The sequence below is a fragment of the Candidatus Omnitrophota bacterium genome (genome assembly GCA_013791745.1).
In the GTDB taxonomy this organism is placed as follows: domain Bacteria; phylum CG03; class CG03; order CG03; family CG03; genus CG03.
The window spans coordinates 1-22,200 of the sequence record VMTH01000111.1 but is presented as its reverse complement, the minus strand read 5'-3'; the positions used below and the strand labels follow the sequence as shown (position 1 = coordinate 22,200).

17 protein-coding genes and 1 pseudogene are annotated in these 22,200 nt (G+C 48.6%); 3 read left to right on the top strand and 15 right to left on the bottom strand.

Annotated elements, in window-relative coordinates; genetic code table 11:
- The 3 genes from FP827_05220 to FP827_05210 form a co-directional block, all read right to left on the bottom strand.
- Positions 1-5,443: hypothetical protein (locus FP827_05220; protein ID MBA3052473.1), on the bottom strand; the 5,443-nt coding region annotated here is incomplete at its 3' end.
- 69 nt (positions 5,444-5,512) lie between these two features.
- The gene (locus FP827_05215) at positions 5,513-6,031 is read right to left on the bottom strand and encodes a VanZ family protein (protein ID MBA3052472.1); all 519 of its coding nucleotides are present in this window, start codon (positions 6,029-6,031) and stop codon (positions 5,513-5,515) included.
- A gap of 4 nt (positions 6,032-6,035) precedes the next feature.
- Positions 6,036-6,941 carry a prohibitin family protein gene (locus FP827_05210; protein ID MBA3052471.1) on the bottom strand — a complete coding sequence of 302 codons (906 nt, stop codon included), beginning with the start codon at positions 6,939-6,941 and terminating at the stop codon, positions 6,036-6,038.
- A gap of 100 nt (positions 6,942-7,041) precedes the next feature.
- Here FP827_05210 and FP827_05205 point away from each other — a divergent pair, with 100 nt between their 5' ends.
- From FP827_05205 to FP827_05195, 3 genes are all read left to right on the top strand, one after another.
- Positions 7,042-8,115, top strand: a complete 1,074-nt coding sequence (locus FP827_05205; GenBank protein MBA3052470.1) for a hypothetical protein — start codon at positions 7,042-7,044, stop codon at positions 8,113-8,115.
- Between the two features lie 98 nt (positions 8,116-8,213).
- Positions 8,214-8,885 carry an HAD-IA family hydrolase gene (locus FP827_05200; GenBank protein ID MBA3052469.1) on the top strand — a complete coding sequence of 224 codons (672 nt, stop codon included), beginning with the start codon at positions 8,214-8,216 and terminating at the stop codon, positions 8,883-8,885.
- A 147-nt stretch (positions 8,886-9,032) separates the two neighbouring features.
- Complete coding sequence (locus tag FP827_05195) at positions 9,033-10,523, top strand: sodium-dependent transporter (protein ID MBA3052468.1); 1,491 nt, start codon at positions 9,033-9,035, stop codon at positions 10,521-10,523.
- A gap of 184 nt (positions 10,524-10,707) precedes the next feature.
- Here FP827_05195 and FP827_05190 read toward each other — a convergent pair whose 3' ends face one another.
- The 12 genes and pseudogenes from FP827_05190 to FP827_05135 all read right to left on the bottom strand — a co-directional run bounded on the left by FP827_05190 (position 10,708) and on the right by FP827_05135 (position 22,054).
- Entirely contained in the window at positions 10,708-11,448 is a 741-nt protein-coding gene (locus FP827_05190) for an SDR family NAD(P)-dependent oxidoreductase (protein MBA3052467.1), read from the bottom strand.
- A 4-nt stretch (positions 11,449-11,452) separates the two neighbouring features.
- The gene (locus FP827_05185; protein ID MBA3052466.1) at positions 11,453-11,893 is read right to left on the bottom strand and encodes a hypothetical protein; all 441 of its coding nucleotides are present in this window, start codon (positions 11,891-11,893) and stop codon (positions 11,453-11,455) included.
- A gap of 17 nt (positions 11,894-11,910) precedes the next feature.
- Complete coding sequence (locus tag FP827_05180; protein MBA3052465.1) at positions 11,911-12,618, bottom strand: hypothetical protein; 708 nt, start codon at positions 12,616-12,618, stop codon at positions 11,911-11,913.
- A gap of 215 nt (positions 12,619-12,833) precedes the next feature.
- Entirely contained in the window at positions 12,834-13,748 is a 915-nt protein-coding gene (locus FP827_05175) for a hypothetical protein (protein ID MBA3052464.1), read from the bottom strand.
- 32 nt (positions 13,749-13,780) lie between these two features.
- A complete protein-coding gene (locus FP827_05170; protein ID MBA3052463.1) occupies positions 13,781-14,932 on the bottom strand; it encodes a tetratricopeptide repeat protein in 1,152 nt (383 codons plus the stop codon).
- Positions 14,933-14,942: 10 nt separating this feature from the next.
- Positions 14,943-15,512 (bottom strand): penicillin-binding protein activator LpoB, encoded by a 570-nt coding sequence (gene lpoB / locus FP827_05165; protein MBA3052462.1) that lies wholly within the window; start codon positions 15,510-15,512, stop codon positions 14,943-14,945.
- A 52-nt stretch (positions 15,513-15,564) separates the two neighbouring features.
- Positions 15,565-16,320 carry a TatD family deoxyribonuclease gene (locus FP827_05160; protein MBA3052461.1) on the bottom strand — a complete coding sequence of 252 codons (756 nt, stop codon included), beginning with the start codon at positions 16,318-16,320 and terminating at the stop codon, positions 15,565-15,567.
- A 732-nt stretch (positions 16,321-17,052) separates the two neighbouring features.
- Positions 17,053-17,895 (bottom strand): annotated as a pseudogene (locus FP827_05155) (NupC/NupG family nucleoside CNT transporter).
- A 215-nt stretch (positions 17,896-18,110) separates the two neighbouring features.
- Entirely contained in the window at positions 18,111-19,097 is a 987-nt protein-coding gene (gene rfbB, locus FP827_05150; protein ID MBA3052460.1) for a dTDP-glucose 4,6-dehydratase, read from the bottom strand.
- Complete coding sequence (gene rfbA / locus FP827_05145; GenBank protein MBA3052459.1) at positions 19,094-19,960, bottom strand: glucose-1-phosphate thymidylyltransferase RfbA; 867 nt, start codon at positions 19,958-19,960, stop codon at positions 19,094-19,096. The genes rfbB and rfbA overlap by 4 nt, the downstream gene beginning before the upstream one ends.
- Positions 19,961-20,041: 81 nt before the next feature.
- Positions 20,042-21,052 (bottom strand): glycosyltransferase family 1 protein, encoded by a 1,011-nt coding sequence (locus FP827_05140; protein ID MBA3052458.1) that lies wholly within the window; start codon positions 21,050-21,052, stop codon positions 20,042-20,044.
- Positions 21,053-21,061: 9 nt separating this feature from the next.
- Positions 21,062-22,054, bottom strand: coding sequence for a GDP-mannose 4,6-dehydratase (locus FP827_05135; protein ID MBA3052457.1), 993 nt, complete (start codon positions 22,052-22,054; stop codon positions 21,062-21,064).
- Between the last annotated feature and the right edge of the window lie 146 nt (positions 22,055-22,200).

The window sequence follows — 22,200 nt, the reverse complement described above, 5'->3', positions numbered from 1 at the left end:
TCAAACTGTTTACGGCTGACGATGTGCCAGGCCACACGCCCCAGTTCCTCTCATCATAACCCTTTACGGCAAAGAAATAAGTCGCTCCTTCGGCCAGGCCGGTGAGTATGTGAGTTTCTCCGCTGCCGAAATTCGCGGGCGTCCAGTTCTGTGAATAAACGCTTGTCCAGCTCGCGTCATAGTCGTTAGTCGAAATATATTTTGTGGCGTATTTCACCTCGTAGGCATAAAGATCTTCCCGGCCCGTCCCGTCGGAGCCGGGAGCCGTCCATTTGAGGGTGATATCGCCGCTGAGATTCGTTCCCTGAGAAAGCGCCGTGAGATTGCTGATTGCGCCGGGCGGCACTTCATCCCATTCGCCCGCCCAGAAGCCGGCAGCGTCAAAATAAACAAACGTTGATGAACTCGTTGTGATCTTCTTTGACTGGACCATCAGCTTCGCCTTTCTGGTGTCGGCAGGCGATGTAAAAGTGGATGTCATCAAATGCCAGCCGCCTGTTGAAGAAAGCGAAAATTCCGTGCCGGTGCTCTTTGATATGAGAGAGTTTGAACTGTTGTACCACTCGACTATAAATCTTGCGGAGGGCTCCGTGAATTCCACGGATGAAGTCATCCATTGTATGCTTGCGGTGTGGGATGAATTGCTCACAAGGCCGGCTATGAAATTATCCGTCACTATCTCGCGGCCTCCCCACGAGGTTGTCAGCGTTCCCCACTTAAAGGATTTATTCCTGTCATACTGCTTGGTGGCAGAGCCATACTCGGCATTTGTCGTTGTGTAAGACCATTTAGCGGTGCTGCTGGAGTTCTCAAAACTCCAGTCGTGAATATCATAAAACAAAAGTCCGTTAGGCGCGGGCGGCGGTGTTCTCTCTGCCCCTGCAAACGCTTTATTGGATTCTTCCGCCCAGTTCGGTTTCTCATCCGACGTCTTAATGTAAAAATAATATGTGACGCCTTCGGTTAGGCCCGTAACCGTATAGGAACAATCCGTGACGGCGGCCACTTCCGTTGAAATAAATATTTCGTTCGGCATGGCACCCCATGCCTCGTCAGTCGCAGAATATTTTATGTGCAGCTGCCCCGATATAAAACCCGTCGTGCCGTCATCGCCCGGCGACGTCCAGTTGAGTTTGACAGACCCGCCGACCGGGCCCGTTAAAGCCGAAAGGTTATTTACTTTTGCGGGAGCGGACGAAGTGGGAAAATTAAAACTCAAACTGTTCACGACGGAGGAGGTGCCCGGCCATGCGCTCCAGTAATTTCCTTCCGTCGCTTTAACAGCAAAATAATAAGTGCTTCCCTCGTCCAGGCCGGTGAGCAGACGGCTCTCCTTCGTTCCGAAAGTCACGGGCGTCCAGCTCTGCGGATAAACGCTCGTCCAGACGGCGCCGAAATCAGAAGAAGATATATATTTCGTGGCGTATTTTACTTCGTAGGATGTGACATTGGCTGTTCCAGTTCCGTCGGCGCCGGGGGCAGTCCATTCAAGAGTTAACTGACTCCCCAGCCCCGTCCCCAGACTTAAAGCGGTCAGATTTGATACGGGGCAAGGCGCGTATTCGTCGCCGCCTTCCGTCCAGAAACCAGCCGAATCCAGATAAACAATTGCGTCGCCGCCGACAAAAAGAGCCTGAAATCTCAGCTTCGCTTTTTTAGAATCCACCGGAGCCGTAAATGTGGAGGTCGCCTGATACCAGTCATCTTGCGTAGAGAGAGAAAATTCCGTGCTTGTGCTTTTTGATATAAGATTATACGACGTATCATACCACTCAACAACAATTCTTAAACGGGCATTGGCAAAAGTACCGGATGTTGAGCGCCACCGCACACTTGCTGTGTTAGACGATTTAGCCAGCACACCGTTTATGAAATTATTTGTCACAATTTCTCTTCCCGACCAATTAGTTGTCAGCGTTGACCATTTGAACAATTGCTCTCTGTCATAAGGAGTAGTGGTTGATTCGTAGTCCGCGGCAGTTCCGCCGTTGTAAGTCCATTTCGCTTTTGATGTCACCTGTTCAAAACTCCAGTCGTGGTCTCCGTCGGTGAGAATTCCGTTTGATAAACCGTCAACGGCAACTTGAGCCCAGGCCGTCGTTTTATTTGAAAGCGGCGACCAGTTCGGCCTTTCGTCGGCGGTTTTTATATAGAAATAATAAGTGGCGCCGGTTTCAAGACCGGTAAAAACATGAGAGCTTTCCGTTAAGGCGGCGACTGCCGTGCTGATGTTGAAACTGTAATCCATATCGTCCCATACCTGCGCCTCTTTTGTGGAATACCTTATAAGGAAACGGCTTCCTGAAACAAGCGCCCCAGTTGTGCCGTCGTCGCCCGGAGCTGTCCAGCTGAGAAGTATTTTACCTTCTATATCGCCCTGCGTTGCCAAAAGATCGTTCACCGGAGCCGGAGCGGATGAGCTTGTGTAGCTGTAATTCTGAGAATTGATAATAGCCGAGGTGCCGGGCCAGATCGCCCAGTTGACGCCGTCACGGGCTTTGATGGCAAAATAATAAGTCGCGCCTTCTATGGGCATTGAAAGAATTCTGCTTTCCGCCGTGCCAAAAGTTACGGGCGTCCAGCTCTGGGCGTAAAGATTTGTCCAGCTCGCGTCATAATCGTCAGCGCCTATCTGTCTTGTAGCGTATTTCAGCTGATAGGCGGCGGCATCGCCGCCTCCGGTGCCGTCGTCGCCGGGCGCCGTCCACTCAAGTTTTATTTCACCGCCGTGACCGTTACCGCCGGTCAAAGCAGTGAGATTTGAAACTGCGGCGGGCGGTATAAATTCCATTGTGTCGCCTATACACGGATAAGAAGTTACTGTAAAATGCGTCGCCAAGTTTCCTGCGATATCATCGTATTGTATCCTGTGTATAAAATCTTCCGTGATTATAACACCCGGCTGACTGTCATTGCTCGCCCACACACAACTTGACGCCCCCGTTCCGTAAAGATCCCATTGACCCGCGTCAATGGCGGCATTTACATCCGCAATCGGTTCTGCCACGGGTGTATTCGTGCCGTCTGTATAGGCCACAAAATCAATAATCTTATCCTTATTCTGCCCCAGCCCCGCGGTATTTGCTGTTGATATTACTATTACATCATCTGTTGCGACTAAATCAAATAAAGTGCCTAAATCGCTATTATTCTCAAATGTATAAATTCTGTTTCCCAAACTCTGATCGGTTCCCGCACCGTCAACTATTACCCAGAATCCACCCGGAGGTATCACACCGCTTGACCAGTGCATATCGTCGCTGGCGCCGCCAGTACCCACATAATAATGGGAAATGCCGACTGTCCATGTGCTTCTGTTTTGTATCTCTACATATCTTTTATTTCCTACTAAAGAATCCCCCGATTCAGAAATCTTCCAACTTATCTCGTCAATAACGAGGTCTCCCCGCGGATATGTGAACATCGCCCAGGTCGTCGTCTTGTTGGAAAGAGGCGACCAGTTAGGCCTTTCATCAGCGGTCTTGATGTAGAAATAATAAGTCGCTCTCTCAATGAGCCCCGTCACCGTAAAAGCGTTTGACGAGCCCGCCGCCGTCACCGTCGATATATACCAGCTGTAATCCATCGCGTCCCAATCTTTTGCGGGATAAGACGAATATTTTACAAGAAACTTGCTCCCTGAAATTAAATCCCCCTGAGTGCCGTCATCCCCCGGAGCCGTCCAGGAAAGTATAACAGAGCCCCCTCCTGTGCCCGTTCCCGATGAGAGGTCACCAACAGGCGCGGGCGCGGATGAGGTCGTAAAATTAAAACTATCCGGATTTATATACGGACTCGGGACAGAGCTTGATCCGGGCCACACAGACCAACTGTGGCCGTCATAAGTCTTAACCGCGAAATAATAAGTCGTCCTCTCCTTAAAACCGGTGAGTATATGCAATTCTTCAGAGCCGCCCGCGTTCGGAGTCCAACTCTGCGCGTAAAGATTTGTCCATGACGAGGCGTAATCATCAGCGCTTATGTATTTTGTAGAGTATTTCAATTCATACGCCGAGGCCGTGCCATTCGTGCCGTCGGAGCCGGGCGCCGTCCATTTAAGAGTTATCTCGCCGCTCAGGCCGGATCCCTCGGAAAGCGCCGTCAAATTACTTACCGCCGAGGGCGGCTCGTTCAAATAAGCCGTCGTTGAATTCAAAACATTCACCGAAGGATTATCCCCCGATGATGTCCACACGCTCCAATCCATTTCCTCGTCGCGGGCCTTTAGGGCAAACCAGTACATTGCGCCGGGATTCAAACCGCTTATCACCCTGTTGCCCGATGTTCCTTCTTCGGTTCCTGCATCGGCGGGAATCCAGTCCTGTGTATATGTACTGACCCAGCTGGCGTAATAATCGTTCGTCCCTATATATTTCGTCGCGTATTTCACTTCATACGCGGAGGCGTTTCCTCCGCTAGTTCCATCGCCGCCGGGAGCTGTCCATTGAAGTTTTATTGTTCCCTGAATTGTGTCCCCTGTCAAAGCGGTCAGATTGCTTATGGCCGCGGGCGGTGTCGGAGGCACAATAAGTGTTCTCGTAGAATTTGATGTGTTCACCCAGCTCACCGTTCCGGAAGAAGTCCACGACGACCAATTATTTAAATCATCTTTCGTTTTAATTGCAAACCAGTAAGTCGTTCCCTGGTCAAGACTGCTTATAACTCTATTGCCTGTAGTTCCTTCTTCGGCCCCGAACGCGGCGGGTATCCAGCTCTGTGTATAAGTGGAAACCCAGGGGGCGTAAAAATCATCCGTTGATATGTATTTCGTGGCGTATTTAACAAGATAAGCGGAAGCATTTGCCGTGCCTGTGCCGTCGTCGCCGGGCGCTGTCCATTTAAGCAGCACCGTCCCCGCTTTGCTCCCCGCAATCGCCGTAAGATTTGATATCGCGCAGGGAGGGATAGTTTCCCTCGCTGTAACAACAACATCGTCAATATAAAAGAAGTTAGCACCCGCAGAACGTCTAAATCTAACATAGATGTCATTATATGAGGACAAATCGACGCTGTTCTGTGCCCAACTGGTTAACCCTCCGGTTGTAAATACCACTGTCCAATCCCCGCTAACAACCTGAGAAGTTCCTACGCTAATCTCAAATATTGAAGCGGTATTAGAGACCAATAAATATAAAGTTAGATTATCCGGATTTGTAAGTAGCGGGGTAAAGAAATATCTTGTGCCCCCGGCAAAACCAGTTACACGATACGGCGCACTATTTGGAGAAGTTGTATTTGTAGTTATAGCCACATTATTTCTTGCCCAACCAGCCGGCGGGAAATATCCGGCAGTATCAAAATTCTCATTTATTAAATCAGCCGCAAAAGCGGGGGCGGAGCAAAGCAGCAGAGAAAGAATGGGGAACAGTACTAAAATTGAGACCAATGGCCGGAACAGCCGGCCTATGACGCCGCGTTTATGTCTTAACTTTTCCATGAGCATGGCCTTTATTGTATAAACAATAACTGTTTCGCGTCAAATGCGCCGGCTGACGTCGGCAGATAAGGAAATTTAGTCTTTTTTCGGCAATTTGGAAAGGACAAGGAAGAGAATGATTCCCGCTGAAGCGCATACGGCGTTAACAACGACATCCGCGAAATCTCCGACCCGTTCAGGGTGGTAATACTGAAAGAGTTCATCCAGAAAAGCGACCGCGAGAGCTATTTCAGCGCCGGTTCTGGAAAAAAGGCTGACGGACAGAAAACCCAGCATGCCGAACAGCGGTATATGCAGCCAGCGCTCGGGATGTCTTCGCAGCAGATACATCAAAGCTCCGGCGAGCAGAATCATCCACATAAGATGGAACAGGCCCGTCCAGCCCGCTTTGCGCGCAAGGCCAACCGCCGCCGCCACGAGCACCACCGCCACCACAGCCGCCATCAGCCAGCCGATTCCCGTTCTGCCGATTGCGCCTGTCAGCAAACGCTGCCAGATCCGGCCGAAATAGGAAGTCACGGGTATGGCGGCAAGAGTTACTGCCCACAAAATAGCCGTTACACGGCGGGCGTGAAAGCTTGGGCCTTCGCTCATTAGTTTATTTCTGGGCTGGTATATTGATTATGGGCGTGGAGCTCATGTCCTCGGGAATGAATATTATTGTGTTGTTCGGAGAATCCACGAGCTGCTTCATCATATCAATCCTGTACCACTTGATGTATTTGTCCGTGAGGCCGGAAGATATAATCTGATTCGCTCGTCTGATGCCTTCCGCTTCCACGATTTTTCTTTCCTTCTCTTTCCTCTCTTTCATCACAACAAATTCCATCTGCTGCGCGGCCTGCTCGGCGGAGAGTTTGATGTCAATGGCTTCCATGAGGCGCTTGGGAAGTATGAGATTCCTCAGCAGTATTTTTTCGGAAATGATGCCCCTGTCTTTAAGCAGTTCTGCCATTATTCTTTCTATGTCGCTGACGAGCTGGGCTCTTTTTTCCGTGTAAATAGAGGCGGCGGTGTATTTTACCACGGCATCCCTGATGGCGGTTCTGAGCACCGGGCGCACTATTTTTGATTCGTAATTGGTTCCTATCGTTTCATACACCTGGGCGGCCTTGGCCTCGTCAAGACGGTACCAGGCCGTCAGATCCAGCCTGATCTTCATGCCTTCGGATGTGAGGGCATCAATCGCGTCGTCTCCGCTCTTGTAACCTTCTGCCGAGGCGATGCTCATGGTGTATTCTTCCGTCCTGACGCTCATCTTCACCACATTGACAAGAGGATTGATGAGGTGAAGACCGCTTTTGAGGGTTTTCGGATTGACTTTGCCGAAAAGCACCCTGACACCTACCGTGCCGGGCTGCACGACGACAAGACTCTTCATCAAAATGACAAAAACTATGAATAACATCACAAAAAAACCTATGCCTTTTCCGAATTTCGCCTGCATTTCATACTGATCCATTGTAACCTCCCGGTCCCTGTTCAAAAATCTTCTTTTTCGCATTTTAGCTAATACGCGCCGGACACGCAATTCTCATTAACAAAACCTTGATTTTATGCTAAGCTATTTTGCAGGCATGTGATGGAATAAAAGGAGCGGGGTTATGAACAAAACGGTCAAATATCTGGCTGTGACAATTTCTTTTATCGCGGCATGCTCATCGCCTCAAAAAAACCTCTGGGAAGAAATTATTCTGCGGGACGGCTATGAGCATCTTTATTTTTCAAGTTCCGAACTGGAAAACAGGGGCGCTTATGTCCGCGGGCTCTACGGCGCGCACAATCTTTTTGACGGCAATTCCGCGACCTGCTGGTCGGAAGGCGCCAAAGACGACGGTCTTGGCGAAAGCGTCAGCATTGCTATCGATGAAGGAACAAAAATCATCGTCATACAGAACGGCTACGCTAAAAGCGACAAAATATTCAAAGATAACAACAGGATCAAACAGGCTGAGCTCAGTATTCTCGCGGGTATACACATTACCGGCGAAGTAACGGAAACAGGCGTGCTCTTTAACGCTCTGCCATACAAAAAAACGAAAACGATCACCCTTGAGGATTCATCAAGGCCGCAGAAAATAAATTTCCCTTTCAAATGGAAAGCGCTCGCGCGTTTCAAAAACTCGGCGTCGAGGCAATTTAAAAAGATCAACCGCGAAAAACTCGCTGGCGTGAAACAGGAACCGAGGGCGGTGTTCATCCTCCGGATCAAAATACTCAGCGTTTACCACGGCGACAAATATGACGACACCTGCCTGAGCGCCATCTCTTTTGAGAAAAAAATCGGCATAATCAAATCGCCCGGGGAAAAACAGACGAAAATCTATGTGGACGAATCCCAGAACGCCATACTGATGACCGATAAAAACGGCAGGACAGAGACGCTGGTGCGCGATCCGAAATCAATTTTCCAGATCGTGGATGTCAGCGCTGACAGCAAATGGCTCATCGCCATACACATGCCCGCCGATATTTCTCACACCCGCGTTGAAACCGACTACCGCCTTTATAACACAGAAATGAAAAAGCTGGTGCCGTCTCGCCTCATTGCCGACGGGGCCGGCGAACTATACGGTTTTGACGGAAAAGGGGAAGATATATTTCTGATGTACGCTGATAACAGAGAAATGACGGATAAAAGAATAGCCCTTTCCGGCATATACGACAAGATCAAATAAACACCGTGCGGCGTCTGCGTCCGCCGTCACGCCTCGGCGCACTTTCCGCTTAGGCGTGGCGTTGACACGCGGCGCGGACAAATGTTAACTTCCTCTCTATGAGCGCCATAAATATCATTTTCTTCGACCTTGACGGCACACTCGCGGATTCGCGTCAGGATATCACCGACGCCGTCAACCGCACACGCGAAGCTCTCGGTATTGAGGGAAATAAAACGCTCTCGGAGGTGCACTCCTATGTCGGCGGCGGGCTTGAGGAAACAATAAGACGGGCGCTGGATAAAAACGGCACAAAAACGAGCCGGGAAAATGAAAATCTCATAAAAAAAGCCCTCGTCTTGTTCCGCGATTTCTACCGCGAAAACCCCGTAACCGAGACAAAGCTTTATCCGCTCGTCGAAGAAACTCTTGAAAACCTGCCGGGGATAACAAAGGCCGTTCTCACCAACAAGGACCGCGACATAGCGATCAGTGTTTTACAGGGGCTGGGTATAAGCGACTATTTTACGGACATAATCGGAGGCAACGACGAAAAATACAGAAAGCCGAGCCCCGAAGGCATCAAAAAAATCATGAATAAATACGGCTTTTCCGCGGATTCCGCCCTCATCGTCGGCGATATGGACATAGATATAATAACGGGCAGAGCCGCGGGCATAAAAACCTGCGGCGTCACCTACGGCATCGGCCTGAAAGAGGATATAATAAAAGCTGCCCCCGATTATCTCATAGATTCCATGGCTGAACTCAAAAATATAATCGCTCTGTAACGCGGCGATAGCCATTCACTCATTCAACGCTTGCCGCTTCAATGCGTCCGGCGCCGTTGTCGCAGGGCATTGCGCTGATTTTGAGATTTATTTTGAATTTGTTAAACTTCAAAAAATATCGAGAAAATGCGGAGGAGCACTATGACGATACAACGAGAACGCTGGTCTTCAAAGCTAATTTTTATATTCGCGGCTGTCGGGTCCGCCGTGGGGCTCGGCAATGTGTGGCGCTTCCCCTATCTGGCGGGCAAATACGGCGGCGGCGCGTTTCTGATCCCCTACATAATAATGCTTTTCGTGCTGGGACTGCCTCTTCTCATTATGGAATTCGCAATAGGCCAGAAGATGCAGCTGGGCGCTGTCGGCGCTTTTCAAAAGATCAAGCAGAAGCTCGCCGGCATAGGCATGGCCGCGGTGCTCTGCGGTTTTGTCGTCGTGACATACTACGCGGTGATCATGGCCTGGTCACTCCTTTATATGTTCTTCTCCTTTAAACTCTCCTGGGGCGCGGATACCGAAAGTTTTTTCTTCAATCAGGTTCTTCATTTGAGCGGCGGAGCCGGAGACCCCGGGCAAATTGTTCTCCCCATACTTTTCGCTCTGGTGGCCGTGTGGATAATGATTTATTTTTCCATCTGGAAAGGCGTAAAAAGCGTCGGAAAGGTCGTCATGATCACCATGCCCCTGCCGGTCATACTTTTAGTCGTCCTTCTCATCAGGGGAGTCACACTTCCCGGAGCCGCGGATGGGATAATTTTTTACTTAAAACCGGATTTCAACGCACTGCTGGATCTTGCGGTCTGGCGCGCCGCGGCGTCGCAGATATTTTTCACGCTGAGCCTGGCTTTCGGAATAATGATTGCCTATGCCAGTTTCCAGCACGAATCAAGCGATATCAGCAAGACCGCCATCATCACTTCCCTTATAAACTCTACGATTTCCATCGTCGCGGGGTTTGCCGTTTTCTCAACGCTCGGCTACATGGCGGTCCAAAGCGGCGTATCAATAGCGGACCTGGCCGGCGCCAGCGGGCCTTCGCTGGCTTTTATCGTTTTTCCGAAAGCGCTCTCGCTCATGCCCATGGCTGGGCTGTTTGCCGTTTTGTTTTTTGTAATGCTGATAAGCCTTGCCATTGACAGCGCTTTTTCTCTGGTTGAGGCCGCCTCAACGGTTCTCTGCGATAATTATCCGCACCTGAGAAAAGAAGATATTTCTTTCTATGTCTGCGTCGCCAATTTCATCTGCGGAATAATATTCACGAGTTTCGCTGGCCTTTACTACCTTGATATAACCGATCATTTTATAACCAACTACGGCCTGGTCGCCGCGGGACTGCTCGAGATATGGGCGGTGGTCCATTTTTACGGGGCGGAAAAACTGCGCGCCTACATCAATGAGGTGTCGGATATAAAGATCGGCAGATTATGGAGCATAACCATTACCTATATAATCCCCGTCCTGCTGCTCGTCCTCCTGATAACAGGGCTTGTGCAGGACATCAGTGAACCCTATGGGGGCTATCCCCAGTGGGCTCTTTTCTGTTTCGGATGGCTCGTTCTGATAATGGTCTTCACAGCGAGCTTTCTGTTCTCTCACTTCGCGGCTAAATCAAGGGAAAAAGAAGAAAAGACCCTCTGACAGGAATCAGAGGGTCTTCAATGCCGCTTATGACTATGCGGCTTCACTTGTTTTATTACTGTTTCTTTTCTCTTTTCAGTTTCCTCTTTTCTTTAAGAGACAATTTTTTTTCTTTTTTCACTTCATGCTTCGCTTTGTCTTTACTTCCCATTTTTTCCTCCCAAACACGGGGTTAAAACCCCGCCTACTCCTTCCCGCAAAAAATCCTGTTGTAGCCCCAATTATACAAAAATTCAGGCACAATTTTCAAAAACTGCGCGACAAAATACCAGCGCTTCGGCACATAAGCGACTTTTTTCTTTTTTCTGATCGCTCTGCATATTTGTCCAACGGCAATTTCCGGCGGCACCGTCCAGAAAGCCCATTCATGGCCTTCTATCAGCGGAGTGGCGACAAAACCCGGCCTTATATCGGTGACGGTTATTTTCGTTCCACTGAGTTTTTGTCTCATCCCTTCCATATAATTTGACACAAACGCTTTGGACGCGTTGTAGGCGGGAGCGGGGGCCGCGCCCCGAATGCCCGCTATTGATGATATTCCGACGATATGCCCGAAGCCCTTTTCCAGAAAATAATTCACCGCGACATTCATCATCGCCGTAAAACCGCTCACATTGACGGCTATGGTTTCAAGCTCCGGCTCCGCGCGGAAATCTTTGTTCGTCACGCTGATACCTGAATTTATCACGATGAGGTCGGCGCCGCCCATCTCATCTATTAATTCCCTCAGCAGTTTTTGCGCGGGAATGACATCGCTTATGTCAATTTTTTTTATGTAAGTTTTGGAGATTATTTCTTTTTGAAGCTCTTCCAGCAGCGCCGTCCGGCGCGCAGCGAGACCGACCTCATAACCGTGCGCGGCCAGCTCTTTCGCGAGAGCCCGCCCTATCCCCGAACTGGCTCCTATGACAATGGCTTTTTTCAAAATCTTAATCCGTCCCCCGCGCTTCACCGGAACCTTTTCCGGCCTCATATTTTTCAAGCAAAATATTAATCCGTTCCGCCAAACCAAACAAAGCATCCCCGTCGCGGAGAACAAGTCTGCTGTTTTTCCCGCCGATTATCTCGTCAAGAACCCGCTCCAGACGCTTTATCGGCCCCGCAATCTTTCTTGACAGCACAAGAGACAGCCAGCCGGAAAGCCCAATAAGAAGAATTGATTCCGCCAGCCACAAAATAAAAATCAGATTGATTCCGCGCGCCAGATGAATTTCCGCGAAAGGCCCAAGCTGAAGTGATTTAATAAAAATAAAGTTGGTAACCCCTAACAGTAAAACAAAAATTAGAATCGTACCGGCGAGCAGCGCCAGATATCTTTTGGCGCCCGACACATTAAACAGGACATTCAGAATGGATCTTTTGTATTTCATAATCAAATTTCCTCCGTTTATATTTTTTCCAAAACAGTGCCGTCGGTAATAAAACGGGCGTCTTCTCCCCTGCGAATTTCTCTCACCGGAGCAACCATATCAAGGAACCGGCCGCTGATATTATCGTGCAGATAACTCACATCGGCGTTAATCTCTTCCGCCATATAAGAGCAGAGACGTTCCTGATCTTTTTCAGTCAGGGCGGAACTTAAAAGAAACCTCATACCGCCGTAAACCAGCCTTGCGCAAAACGATGAATCTAAAACAGATTTTTGAGGTTTCACCGGCCTGAGCACAAAAAATTTCATTCCGGTTTTGTCCTGGTAAAGTTCAATGCCGTCGACGCATGAAAGCGAAAGCAGCGGCCTGCCCGTCATCCCCAAAAGAAATCTTAAATTGTTTATCCTATCCGACTGGACGATCAACAGATTGTTTAGCTCATACGGCAGATAAATTTTCCAAACCCGGAAATTTTCCAGTATTTCCCTGAGACCCCCGGTTCTCTCCGGAGAAAAATCGCTGATGACCAGCCAGTCAAGTCTCGGCTGCCATCCGAAAAATAAAAGGAAACGATACACAAACTGATCGCCCAGCATCTGAGCGCGAACACTTTTAACAAGTTGCCCGGCATGCCCCGCGTCACCCGTGTCCACAAGCATTGTTCCGCCGCAGGGAAGAGAAAAAACCGCGGCATATCCCCCTACAGGCAGAAAACTGACTGTCATTTCAGGAGCGCTTACGGGTGTTTCCGAAGCGGAACATCCCAGAAACATAATCAAAGATAAAGCTGCCGCTATTTTATACATTTGTTTACAAAGCAAGTCTACAAAATCAGCCTGATGCTTACAACACGCAGAAAAAAACGGCAGACCGTGCCTGTTGGCGGAGCAGGTGGGCTTGTGGTCGTCCTACCGGCAGACAAGCCGATTTCGGATAGAGCCTAAAATTTATAATTCGCTTTCAAAGTCAGGGTGACCTTGTTCGGCGGCTCCACGACGCCGGCGTGATATTTTCTGGAAACAGGAAATTCCAAAGCGCCGCTTAAACTGATACTTCCAAGAACTTTATATCTAGCGCCGGTAATAAGGTCTATTGCCTTTACATCATCCTGATTTTTCGATAACCATCCCGTCCATACCGTTTCCGACTCACCTGTTTCAACCATTCTCACATAAACAAAGGGAAACAACTGTGAATTCAGCTTATACTCCGTTCCCGCAAGCAGATTCATAACATTGCCATACTTTTTCGTTAAATTATTGACAGTGTCCTTAAATTCTCCGTTAAATCTGTAGCCCGCGTTTCCTATAAGCCGGAAAGTGCCCATCCTTCTGATTCCTGAAAAAGCGAAAGCGTAATCAAGACTCCCTTTTCCCAAAGGAGCGGAGGAACCGTCGGAGAATTTTGCGGCTTCATCCCCTGTGGGCAGTTTCACGATAACCGAAAATATTCTCCTGAAATACACTTCGTCGCCGTAGTCATGCGTGGCTTTAAGGGAAATATCCCCTAATCCTGATTTGGTTTCATCTACCGCGCTGGTTTTCTGTATCCATGGAATTCCGGCTCCGAGTGAGAGCTTCCCGCCGATCACATCTATCGGCAGAATATATGAAAGAGGAATAATAACGACTTTCGTCTTGTCCGCAATAATCATATGCATCCCCATTTCCACACCCTCCGCCACCGCGGTTTCTTCCGCATCCGGCGTCGGCTCTATCGTATCCACACTCGTCTGCTGCCAGATAACAGAATCTGTCGTGACAACACTTGATTCGGCTTCCGCTTCATAAGCGAAAATACCATGGCCAATTGTCAAAATAATGGCCGCCGCACAATAACAAAACATTTTTTTCATTTTCCCCCCTCGGTTATTAAAACCCGCGCGCTTTAAAACGACACAAATCTAACTCCGCTTTCCTTTATTTCAACGGTTCTTTCCGCTTCGCTGATTTCAATTTCCTTAAAATAAAGAACCGCTTTCATCTTGTAACTGCCCGTCGGTAAATGCGTTTTAAATATGTGTACAATTCCCGGAATCTTTTCCCATTCCCTTCTCTCAACATTATCCGAAGCCGTGCCGCCAAACACTTTTTCTATAATCATTGACCGCGCCGCATCCTTCAGCGCGCTTTTTAACATTTTACTTATTCGTTTTTTCGTCTTCTGCAAATCTATATCCTCTATGATGTGCGACTTGCCGTAATATTCCCCGTCAATATAAATCTTATAAAAATATGAGCCTCTGTTTTTTTTCTTAATCTTTTCAACATGGTTTTCCGGTTCCAGAAGCACTATTAACTCGCCACTCCCGCTAAAATCAAAAGCTCTTTCCGACACTTTTTCAGCGAGCCTGCTTCCGCCGTCCGCCGCAAGATATTTTTTCAGCGCTCCCGCGGCTTCCCCGCTCATGCCGCTTCTCTCGTAAAATTCAATCCTGTCAAAATATGAGTATGGAAATTCTTTTCTGTATCTGTTAGTCAGACGAAATTCTATTTCCGCTTCCTCCGTCTTACCGTCAAGCTGATAACTTTTCCCCATAATATAACGCATGAGCGGATATTCAGGATCAATGAGATTTATCTTTTTAAATTCCACTATTGCCTTATCCAGTTTGTTCGTCCTGACATATATCAGAGCAAGATAAAAATGCGCCATGACTTCCTCATAATTCCTGAGACGATAACTTTCCTCCGACTTCGGCGCGAGAAAACCGAAATTTTTCTCAAGCGCGCTCAAATTCTCGCCGCGCGAAAGTTTCAAAGCCGTCAAAAATGCTCTTTCAGACTCATCCAACAAACCCGCCCTGTAATTGGCCACGGCGAGATTCAGCATATAAAGCGGATAATTTATGCTCTCATAATATTTGATATTTTTCCTGTATTCCGCCGCAGCCCGCTCATATTCTCCCCGCGAATAATGCAAATCGCCGTTTTTTGTATATTGGAGCGGACCGCCGCACGAGCCGAGGAAAACAAGACCTGCCAGACAGACAAAAACCTTGGCGCCGCGAATTTTTAATTTCTCTTCTGCTGTGCGCATTTTTTTATTTTCACCAGTCCATTATATGAGTACTGCTCTTTTTTTTAAGCTCCATTTCATCCGCCCACACAATCTCACCCGTCTCAACATCCGTGAGTTTCAAACTCAGACGGTAATATGTCAATTCACTCCGTGATGACCTCTTCTCAATTGATTCTATGAAACCCGATAAAAAATAATCTATACCATAAAGCTTTCCGATTTCCTTCGCCTTAGACTCGTCCACCATACCCAGGGCGCTCAAACGCTGTTCCTCTATGAGCTCTTTCAGGTTCTCCCTGTCGGCAAATTTGACTTTACCGGTTTTCAGAAGATTGACCATAAGTTTATCCGCGATGCCGTCGCTGTTTATGTGCTCGCTGGTTTTGTTTTTAATATGCAGAATACCCAGCGCCTTTTTTTCCGCACCCTTAATAACATCCGAATTTTTCAGTGATTCCGCCATGTAAGACGACATCATTTTCAGGTCGGTATCGCTGAATTTTGAATCATACTTTGTCACCGTGTCCGGCGTTATATAGCTCGTCCCCGCGCATGAATTTAAAAACACAGCGCATAACACTAAAACCACTTTTATCATATCATCCCCCCAAATTCACAGCGCACTTACATGCGCCATTATAGCAATTTACCTACACACCAAAAAAGGCGCGGACATTTTTATCAACAGCTTTGGAAAACTCCGCCGTGCCAATGCCCATAATTTCAGCGGCCATTTCATAAGTGTGTTTTACATAGGCCGGCTCGTTCCTCTTTCCCCGCACCGGCTGGGGCGCCAGATACGGCGCGTCCGTCTCTAAAAGCAGCCGGTCAAGCGGCATCTTCAAAGCGGTTTCCCTCAAAGCTCCGGCATTTTTGAATGTGACCTGTCCCGCGAAAGAGACAAAATAACCCTGCTCAAGCCAGTATTCCAGTTGAGCGCTGTCGCCCGAAAAACAATGAAGGAGCGTTTTGACATCCCTGAAATTTTTAAGGACTGCCGCGCAATCATCCCGGGCCTCGCGGCAATGCACGATAACGGGAAGTTTTTTTTCTTTCGCCATCTGGAGCTGCCTCTCAAAAACATCTATCTGGATTTTACGGGGAGAATACTCATAGAAATAATCAAGGCCAATCTCGCCGAGAGCGACGATTTTTTTATTTTCCAGAAGCCCGGTCAGAATGCCCTTTATTTTTTCGTATTCATCCGCCTCGTGCGGATGACAGCCGGCGGCGCCCCAGATGCCGTCTCTTGATATCAAGTCATTGAACAGCGATATATCTTCAGGCGCGAACTCGGTGAGAACGCATATCATCCTTTTCACTCCGGCCTCACGGGCGCGGGATATCACAGCGTCTCTGTCGGACGCGAATTTTTTGTCAGTGAGATGACAATGCGTGTCAATCATTGGGTATTGGGGACGGTTCCTAATGCAGCATTAGGAACCGTCCCCATTGACTTACATCAGTATTCCGGCGACCGTGCCGGTCATGCAGGCGGCTATGGCTCCGGCAAACATCGCCCTGATCCCTATTTTGGCAAGCGCCGCTCTTTTGTTCGGGGCGATGCCGCCTATACCGCCTATCTGTATCCCTATGGAAGCGAAATTCGCGAAACCGCACAGCGCGTAGGACGCTATCACCGCCGAACGCTGCGAGAGCATTATCACCTCGCCCGATAAGGTCTGGTATCCGGTCTTCAGTATACCCGCAAGATTCAGATACGCGATGAATTCCGTGAGAATGAGCTTCTCGCCGAGGAGCCTTCCCACCACCGCGGCCTCTCTCCACGGCACGCCCATCGTCCATGCTATCGGAGAAAATATCAGGCCGAAAAGGATGGAGAGATTCAGAAAAAACAGCGGCTTGGAACCTTTGGCGTCCGTACCTCTGAAAAGAAGTTTGCCGCCGCGGCGGACGGTGTATGGGCTGCTTTTGTAAGTCGAGGAAAGCCTTTCTTTTATGATAACGCTCTTACTCCGCGTTTCCTTCACATTGTACTCAAAAGTCATTATCCCGTTGTTGATGCTTATTGTGTCGCCCTGCTTTATATTTTTGGCCGCGGCCTCATCGAGAACCAGTTTATAAGGATTCCTGCCGACCATACTGCTGGTCAAATCACAGAATTTTTCCAGCCCGAAATTGACCATCGCTATCATGCCGACAAAAGCCATGAGCATTGCCGCGACATTGAGCATAAGGGTCATGCCCTCGGAAGCGCCGCGCGCGGCGGCCTCTATAACATTGGCATCGGGCTTTTCAACCTCTATTTTCGTTTCTCCCGTCGTTTCCGAATGTTCTGTCTGGGGGTACACTATTTTTGAGACGGCAAGCGCCGCCGGCGCGCTCATTATGCTCGCCGTGACGAGATGCCCCGCAATGTTTGGAATATAATCTTTCAGAAAAAGCACATACGCCGCCATCACGCCTCCGGCCACCGTTGCAAAACCTCCCGTCATGACCGCGTGGAGCTCACTGGTCGTCATGTTTTTTATAAACGGCTTAATGACAAGAGGCGCTTCCGTCTGGCCGACGAATATGTTCGCCGCCGCCGACAGGGTCTCGGATCCGGAAGTCTTCATCGTCTTCTGCATCACATGGGCTATCTTCTCGACTATAAACTGCATGACCCCAAGATGATAAAGGATAGTCATAAGAGAGGAGAAAAAAACAATTGTCGGCAGAACCGAGAAAAAGAAAAACATCCCCTCATTAAGCCCCCTGGGATTTCCCGGGCCGTAAGCGAGTTTGCCGAAAACAAAAGCCGCACCCTCCTCGCTGAAAGAAAGGAGGATGTTGACGCTGTAATCGACGACATTGAAGAAAAAATAGCCGACGGTATCAGACAGGACTATGAGGCCGAAGATCAGTTGGAGGGCTATCCCCCATATCACCGGCCGCCAGTTTATGTTTTTCCTGTCAACCGACATCGCGTAGCTTATCAGTAGAAGCACGAAAATGCCGAAAAAACTTAAAAGCCGCAAGCCCAGCGGCGTATCCAGGTTCCTGCTCGTGCCGATTTCCGAAGAAGCAGGGCTCGATGCCGTTTTAGCTGAGGCGTCCTGCGCATGAGCTTCCGCGACGAAAGAGGCTTTAAAATCGTTTCCCCTGACGTGATTAGCGGCAAACTTCAGGGCAAAAAAGGCCACCACGGCGACGCTGGCATAAAACCAGAAACGCGATTTTTTTTGATTGTTGTTCATTTTGATCTCCCCGTCTTTTTTTCTTCCGTCAGAACGCGCGCTGTCCACTTTGTGTTTTTTACATACCAGTCAACGGTTTTTTTCAGCCCCTCGGCGAAGGCCGTCCCCGCCTTCCAGCGGAGCTTTTGCCTTATTTTTGCGACGGACAGCGCATATCTTATATCGTGGCCGGGCCTGTCTTTCACAAACTCTATGAGCCGATCCGGCTTTCCGAGCGCGTCAAGAATGCCCCTGACCACATCAATATTTTTTTTCTCCATGCCGCTCCCGACATTGTAGGCCTGGCCGTCGTCGCCCTTTTCAAGAATAGCGGCGACCGCTTTCGCGCAATCCGTGACATACAGCCACTCCCGCACGTTCAGGCCTTTGGCGTAAACCGGCACCCTTTTATTTTTGAGCGCGTTCATTATTATAACGGGAATAAGTTTTTCCGGGAACTGCCAGGGACCGTAATTATTGCTCGCCCTCATTATCACAACCGGCAGTCCGTAAGTCCTGTGATAGGCGGACACGAGCATATCCGCGGCGGCCTTGCTCACCGCGTAAGGGGAGTTCGGTGAAAAAGGCGAATTCTCGCTGAATGTTCCTTTGATAATATCCCCATAAACCTCGTCGGTGGACACATGCAGGAATCTTTTTACCTTATGCTTTTTAGCCGCGTCCAGCAGCACCTGCGTGCCTATGACATTGGTCGTCATAAAAACCGAGGCGTCGTCAATGCTCCGGTCAACGTGACTTTCCGCGGCAAAATGGGCAACAGCGTCGGGTTTTTCTTTTTTGAAAACAGCTTCTATTTTACGCGAGTCGCAAATATCCGTTTTGTAAAAAGAGTATTTACCCGCGACTTCCGCCAGGCGCTTAATGTCGCCCGCGTATGTGAGTTTATCAACAACCGCTATTCTGTATTTCCCGGCATTCTGTCTGACAAACTCGCTCCCTATGAATCCGGCGCCGCCGGTGACAAGAAGTTTCCTGTATCTCATTTTTCTTCCGCCACGAAAGCGAGATAGTTTCCATAATCCGTTTTGTTTTCGCCGGCAAGTTTCAGAAGCTGTTCTTTGCTTATAAAACCCTTTCTGAAAGCTATCTCCTCGACGCATCCGATCTTGAGAAACTGCCTCTCCTCCACAGTGCGCACATAGAGCGCCGCGTCAAGAAGAGAATCGTGCGTACCCGTATCAAGCCATGCGAAACCGCGTCCTAGGAGCTCAACGCTCAAAAGACCCCTCTTCAAATATTCCTTATTCACATCCGTTATCTCTATCTCACCGCGCTTGGAAGGTTTGAGCGATTTCGCTATATTTATGACATCGTTATCGTAGAAATAAAGTCCCGTCACCGCGTAATTTGATTTAGCTTTTGAGGGTTTTTCCTCTATCGATATGACCTTTTTGTTTTTGTCAAATTCGGCGACACCGTAACGCGAGGGATCTTTGACATAATAAGCGAAGACCTTTGCCCCCTTTTTCAGAGATACCGCCGATTCGAGCAATTCGCTGAACCCCCTGCCGAAGAAGATGTTATCGCCCAGGATCAGGCACACGCTGTCGCGCCCTATAAAAGATTCCCCTATGATAAAAGCGTCGGCCAGTCCCCTCGGCTCCTCCTGCGCGGCAAAGCTGAGTTTGATACCGAATTGAGAGCCGTCCCCCAGCACTTGCCTGAAATTCGGCAATTCCCCCGGGCTTGAGATGATCAGTATCTCATCTATGCCCGCCAGCATCAGAACGGACAGCGGGTAATAGATCATCGGCTTATCGTACACCGGGAGAAGCTGCTTGCACACGGCTTTTGTCACAGGATAAAGCCTTGTTGCCCGCCCGCCTGCAAGAATGATTCCTTTCATAGTTTTAATTTTAGCAAACTTTCCCCGTATTTCAAATTTCATGTCCGATAATCATATTTTTTTATTACTTTCCGGATCAAATCAGGCACTTTTGCCTATTATCTCCAGAATATATTCCGCTCTGTGGCGCGGGAGATGATATTTTAAAAGATGCTTTTTGCCTTCGGCGGCGATGCCTTCTCTTTCCTTATCGCGCTTCAGGTAATAATTCGTCAGACCTTCAAGGTCGCTGAGATCATCTTTGCAGAACACGGCGTGCTTTCCGTGCTCAAAATCATCGGGGATGACTATGCCCGGCTTTCCGCTTACCATAAGACTTCCCACTGCCGGGATTTCCCAGTATCGGAGAGTGTCCCATCCCCCTCCGCGGAAGTTATAGCACACCTTTGAGGCGGCAAGCTCTTTTAGATATTTGATCCCCTTTCTGTTATATTTTTTAAATATCTGGCCCCGCGAGGTGCCGTTCTCAGCGCAATCCCATTTACCCTCGCAAAAATCAAGCACTTTCGCTCTCACCGGAATATTATCCACCGCCCAGAAAACAACATCGTATTTTTTCACGCCGCCCGCACCGTCTACGAGCGGGCCGCCGTAAGAGAGCGGCAGAGGATAAACATTCGCGGGATAATTTTTATTTTTCAGATATTCCCTCTTGAATATAACATCCGGCGCTCTTTTTGAAAAAGCCCTCCCGTAGAGTTCTGCGAAACCGAGCCTTGAGGCATCTCCGCCGACTTCAGACTCATCGCCGCCGTCAATATAAACAACCTTCGCGTTTTTTGATATCTTCTGCGCCATACTGTCATAGGCCTCAAATGCGTCTCTCTTCGTTGATCCGATTATCACACAGTCGTAAACCGCACGGGACAGCATTTTTTTTCCGGCAAGCAGGTCGCTGAAATAATCGCTTAAATTCCGGCGGCAGGCTATGGCCTTCGGATAATGATGGGTCGGGATATAATGCTTTCTCATCGCCCGCAGGGGAATAATATTTTCCCTGCCCAGCGCATCGCTCAAACCAGTGAAGGCAATGTCTTCAAGATAGTCGGACTGCTTTGAGGCGATGAACAATATCCTTTCAATCCGCGCCATTGTCAGTATCTATTTTCCTTTTGCTCCGGCCTGCCAGTCAAGATATTGTATCTCGTCATCCACAAGTTTCTCAATGAGTTTTTCAAATGACAGTGAGTACTCCCACCCCAGACATTTCTTAGCTTTTGAATTATCCCCGTATACAACCTGCAAATCCAGCGGCCTGTAGAATTTTGTATCGCTTTTCAAATATTTTTTATAATCCAGATCCAGTTTCTGGAATACGGTTTTCACGAATTCCGTCAAACTGTGCGCCTGCCCTGAACAGACGACAATATCGGCCGGCTCTTTATACTGCAGCATCAGCCACATCGCCATGACATAATCGGGGGCATACCCCCAGTCCCTGCGCACATCCATATTGCCCAGCGTCAGACTGTCCGCTAATCCCCTGCTGATTCTGACAGCGGTATTGATTATCTTTTTGGTAACAAAATTGTCTTCCCTGAACACCGATTCGTGATTAAAAAGAATTCCGCAGGATGCGAATATGCCGTACGCTTTTCTATAGCTGTTTGTTATCCAGTGCGCGGAAGCTTTTGATATACCATATATGCTCACCGGCATAAAAATTGAGTTTTCATTGACTGGCAGGTTCTCCCGGCTGACATTCCCGTACATCTCGCTGCTGGATGCCTGGTAGAATTTTATTTTAGGACCGGCGATGCGGATCGCTTCCAGCAGATTGGCGACGCTGATAATATTGAATTCCAGCGTTCCTATCGGCTGCTTGAACGATAAACCCACCGAGCTCTGCGCGGCCAGATTATAAACTTCAGAATAATCCTCATTCCCCAAAACCCTGAGTATATTTGACAGATCCATCAGATTGACTTCCAGAAGTTTTATCCTGCCTGTTATCCCCAGGTATTTAAATTTTTTGTCGTCAACGCTGTTCAGGTTTCTGACAATGCCCGTCACCTCGTAGCCCTTATCCAGAAGCAGTTTTGCCAGATAAGACCCGTCCTGTCCGCCGATACCCGTGATCAATGCTTTTTTCATTTAGTTATCCTTTCTCCGTAGAAACATTTCCGCTTTCAATTTCCATTAACTGCCTGAGTTTGTGAAACGATTTTTCTATTGATATTGTTTCCTTCAGAGTTTCGATGTTTTTGACAAAGTTATCATATTTCTCTTTTTCATTCCCC

Bases quoted from the DNA above. Each gene is read 5' to 3' on its own strand.
- FP827_05170 (MBA3052463.1), bottom strand. From the start codon at position 14,932: ATGCGCACAGCAGAAGAGAAATTAAAAATTCGCGGCGCCAAGGTTTTT.
- FP827_05200 (MBA3052469.1), top strand. From the start codon at position 8,214: ATGAGCGCCATAAATATCATTTTCTTCGACCTTGACGGCACACTCGCG.
- rfbA (MBA3052459.1), bottom strand. From the start codon at position 19,960: ATGAAAGGAATCATTCTTGCAGGCGGGCGGGCAACAAGGCTTTATCCT.
- FP827_05140 (MBA3052458.1), bottom strand. From the start codon at position 21,052: ATGGCGCGGATTGAAAGGATATTGTTCATCGCCTCAAAGCAGTCCGAC.
- lpoB (MBA3052462.1), bottom strand. From the start codon at position 15,512: ATGATAAAAGTGGTTTTAGTGTTATGCGCTGTGTTTTTAAATTCATGC.
- rfbB (MBA3052460.1), bottom strand. From the start codon at position 19,097: ATGAGATACAGGAAACTTCTTGTCACCGGCGGCGCCGGATTCATAGGG.
- FP827_05210 (MBA3052471.1), bottom strand. From the start codon at position 6,941: ATGCGAAAAAGAAGATTTTTGAACAGGGACCGGGAGGTTACAATGGAT.
- FP827_05180 (MBA3052465.1), bottom strand. From the start codon at position 12,618: ATGACAGTCAGTTTTCTGCCTGTAGGGGGATATGCCGCGGTTTTTTCT.
- FP827_05160 (MBA3052461.1), bottom strand. From the start codon at position 16,320: ATGATTGACACGCATTGTCATCTCACTGACAAAAAATTCGCGTCCGAC.
- FP827_05185 (MBA3052466.1), bottom strand. From the start codon at position 11,893: ATGAAATACAAAAGATCCATTCTGAATGTCCTGTTTAATGTGTCGGGC.
- FP827_05215 (MBA3052472.1), bottom strand. From the start codon at position 6,031: ATGAGCGAAGGCCCAAGCTTTCACGCCCGCCGTGTAACGGCTATTTTG.
- FP827_05205 (MBA3052470.1), top strand. From the start codon at position 7,042: ATGAACAAAACGGTCAAATATCTGGCTGTGACAATTTCTTTTATCGCG.
- FP827_05175 (MBA3052464.1), bottom strand. From the start codon at position 13,748: ATGAAAAAAATGTTTTGTTATTGTGCGGCGGCCATTATTTTGACAATT.
- FP827_05135 (MBA3052457.1), bottom strand. From the start codon at position 22,054: ATGAAAAAAGCATTGATCACGGGTATCGGCGGACAGGACGGGTCTTAT.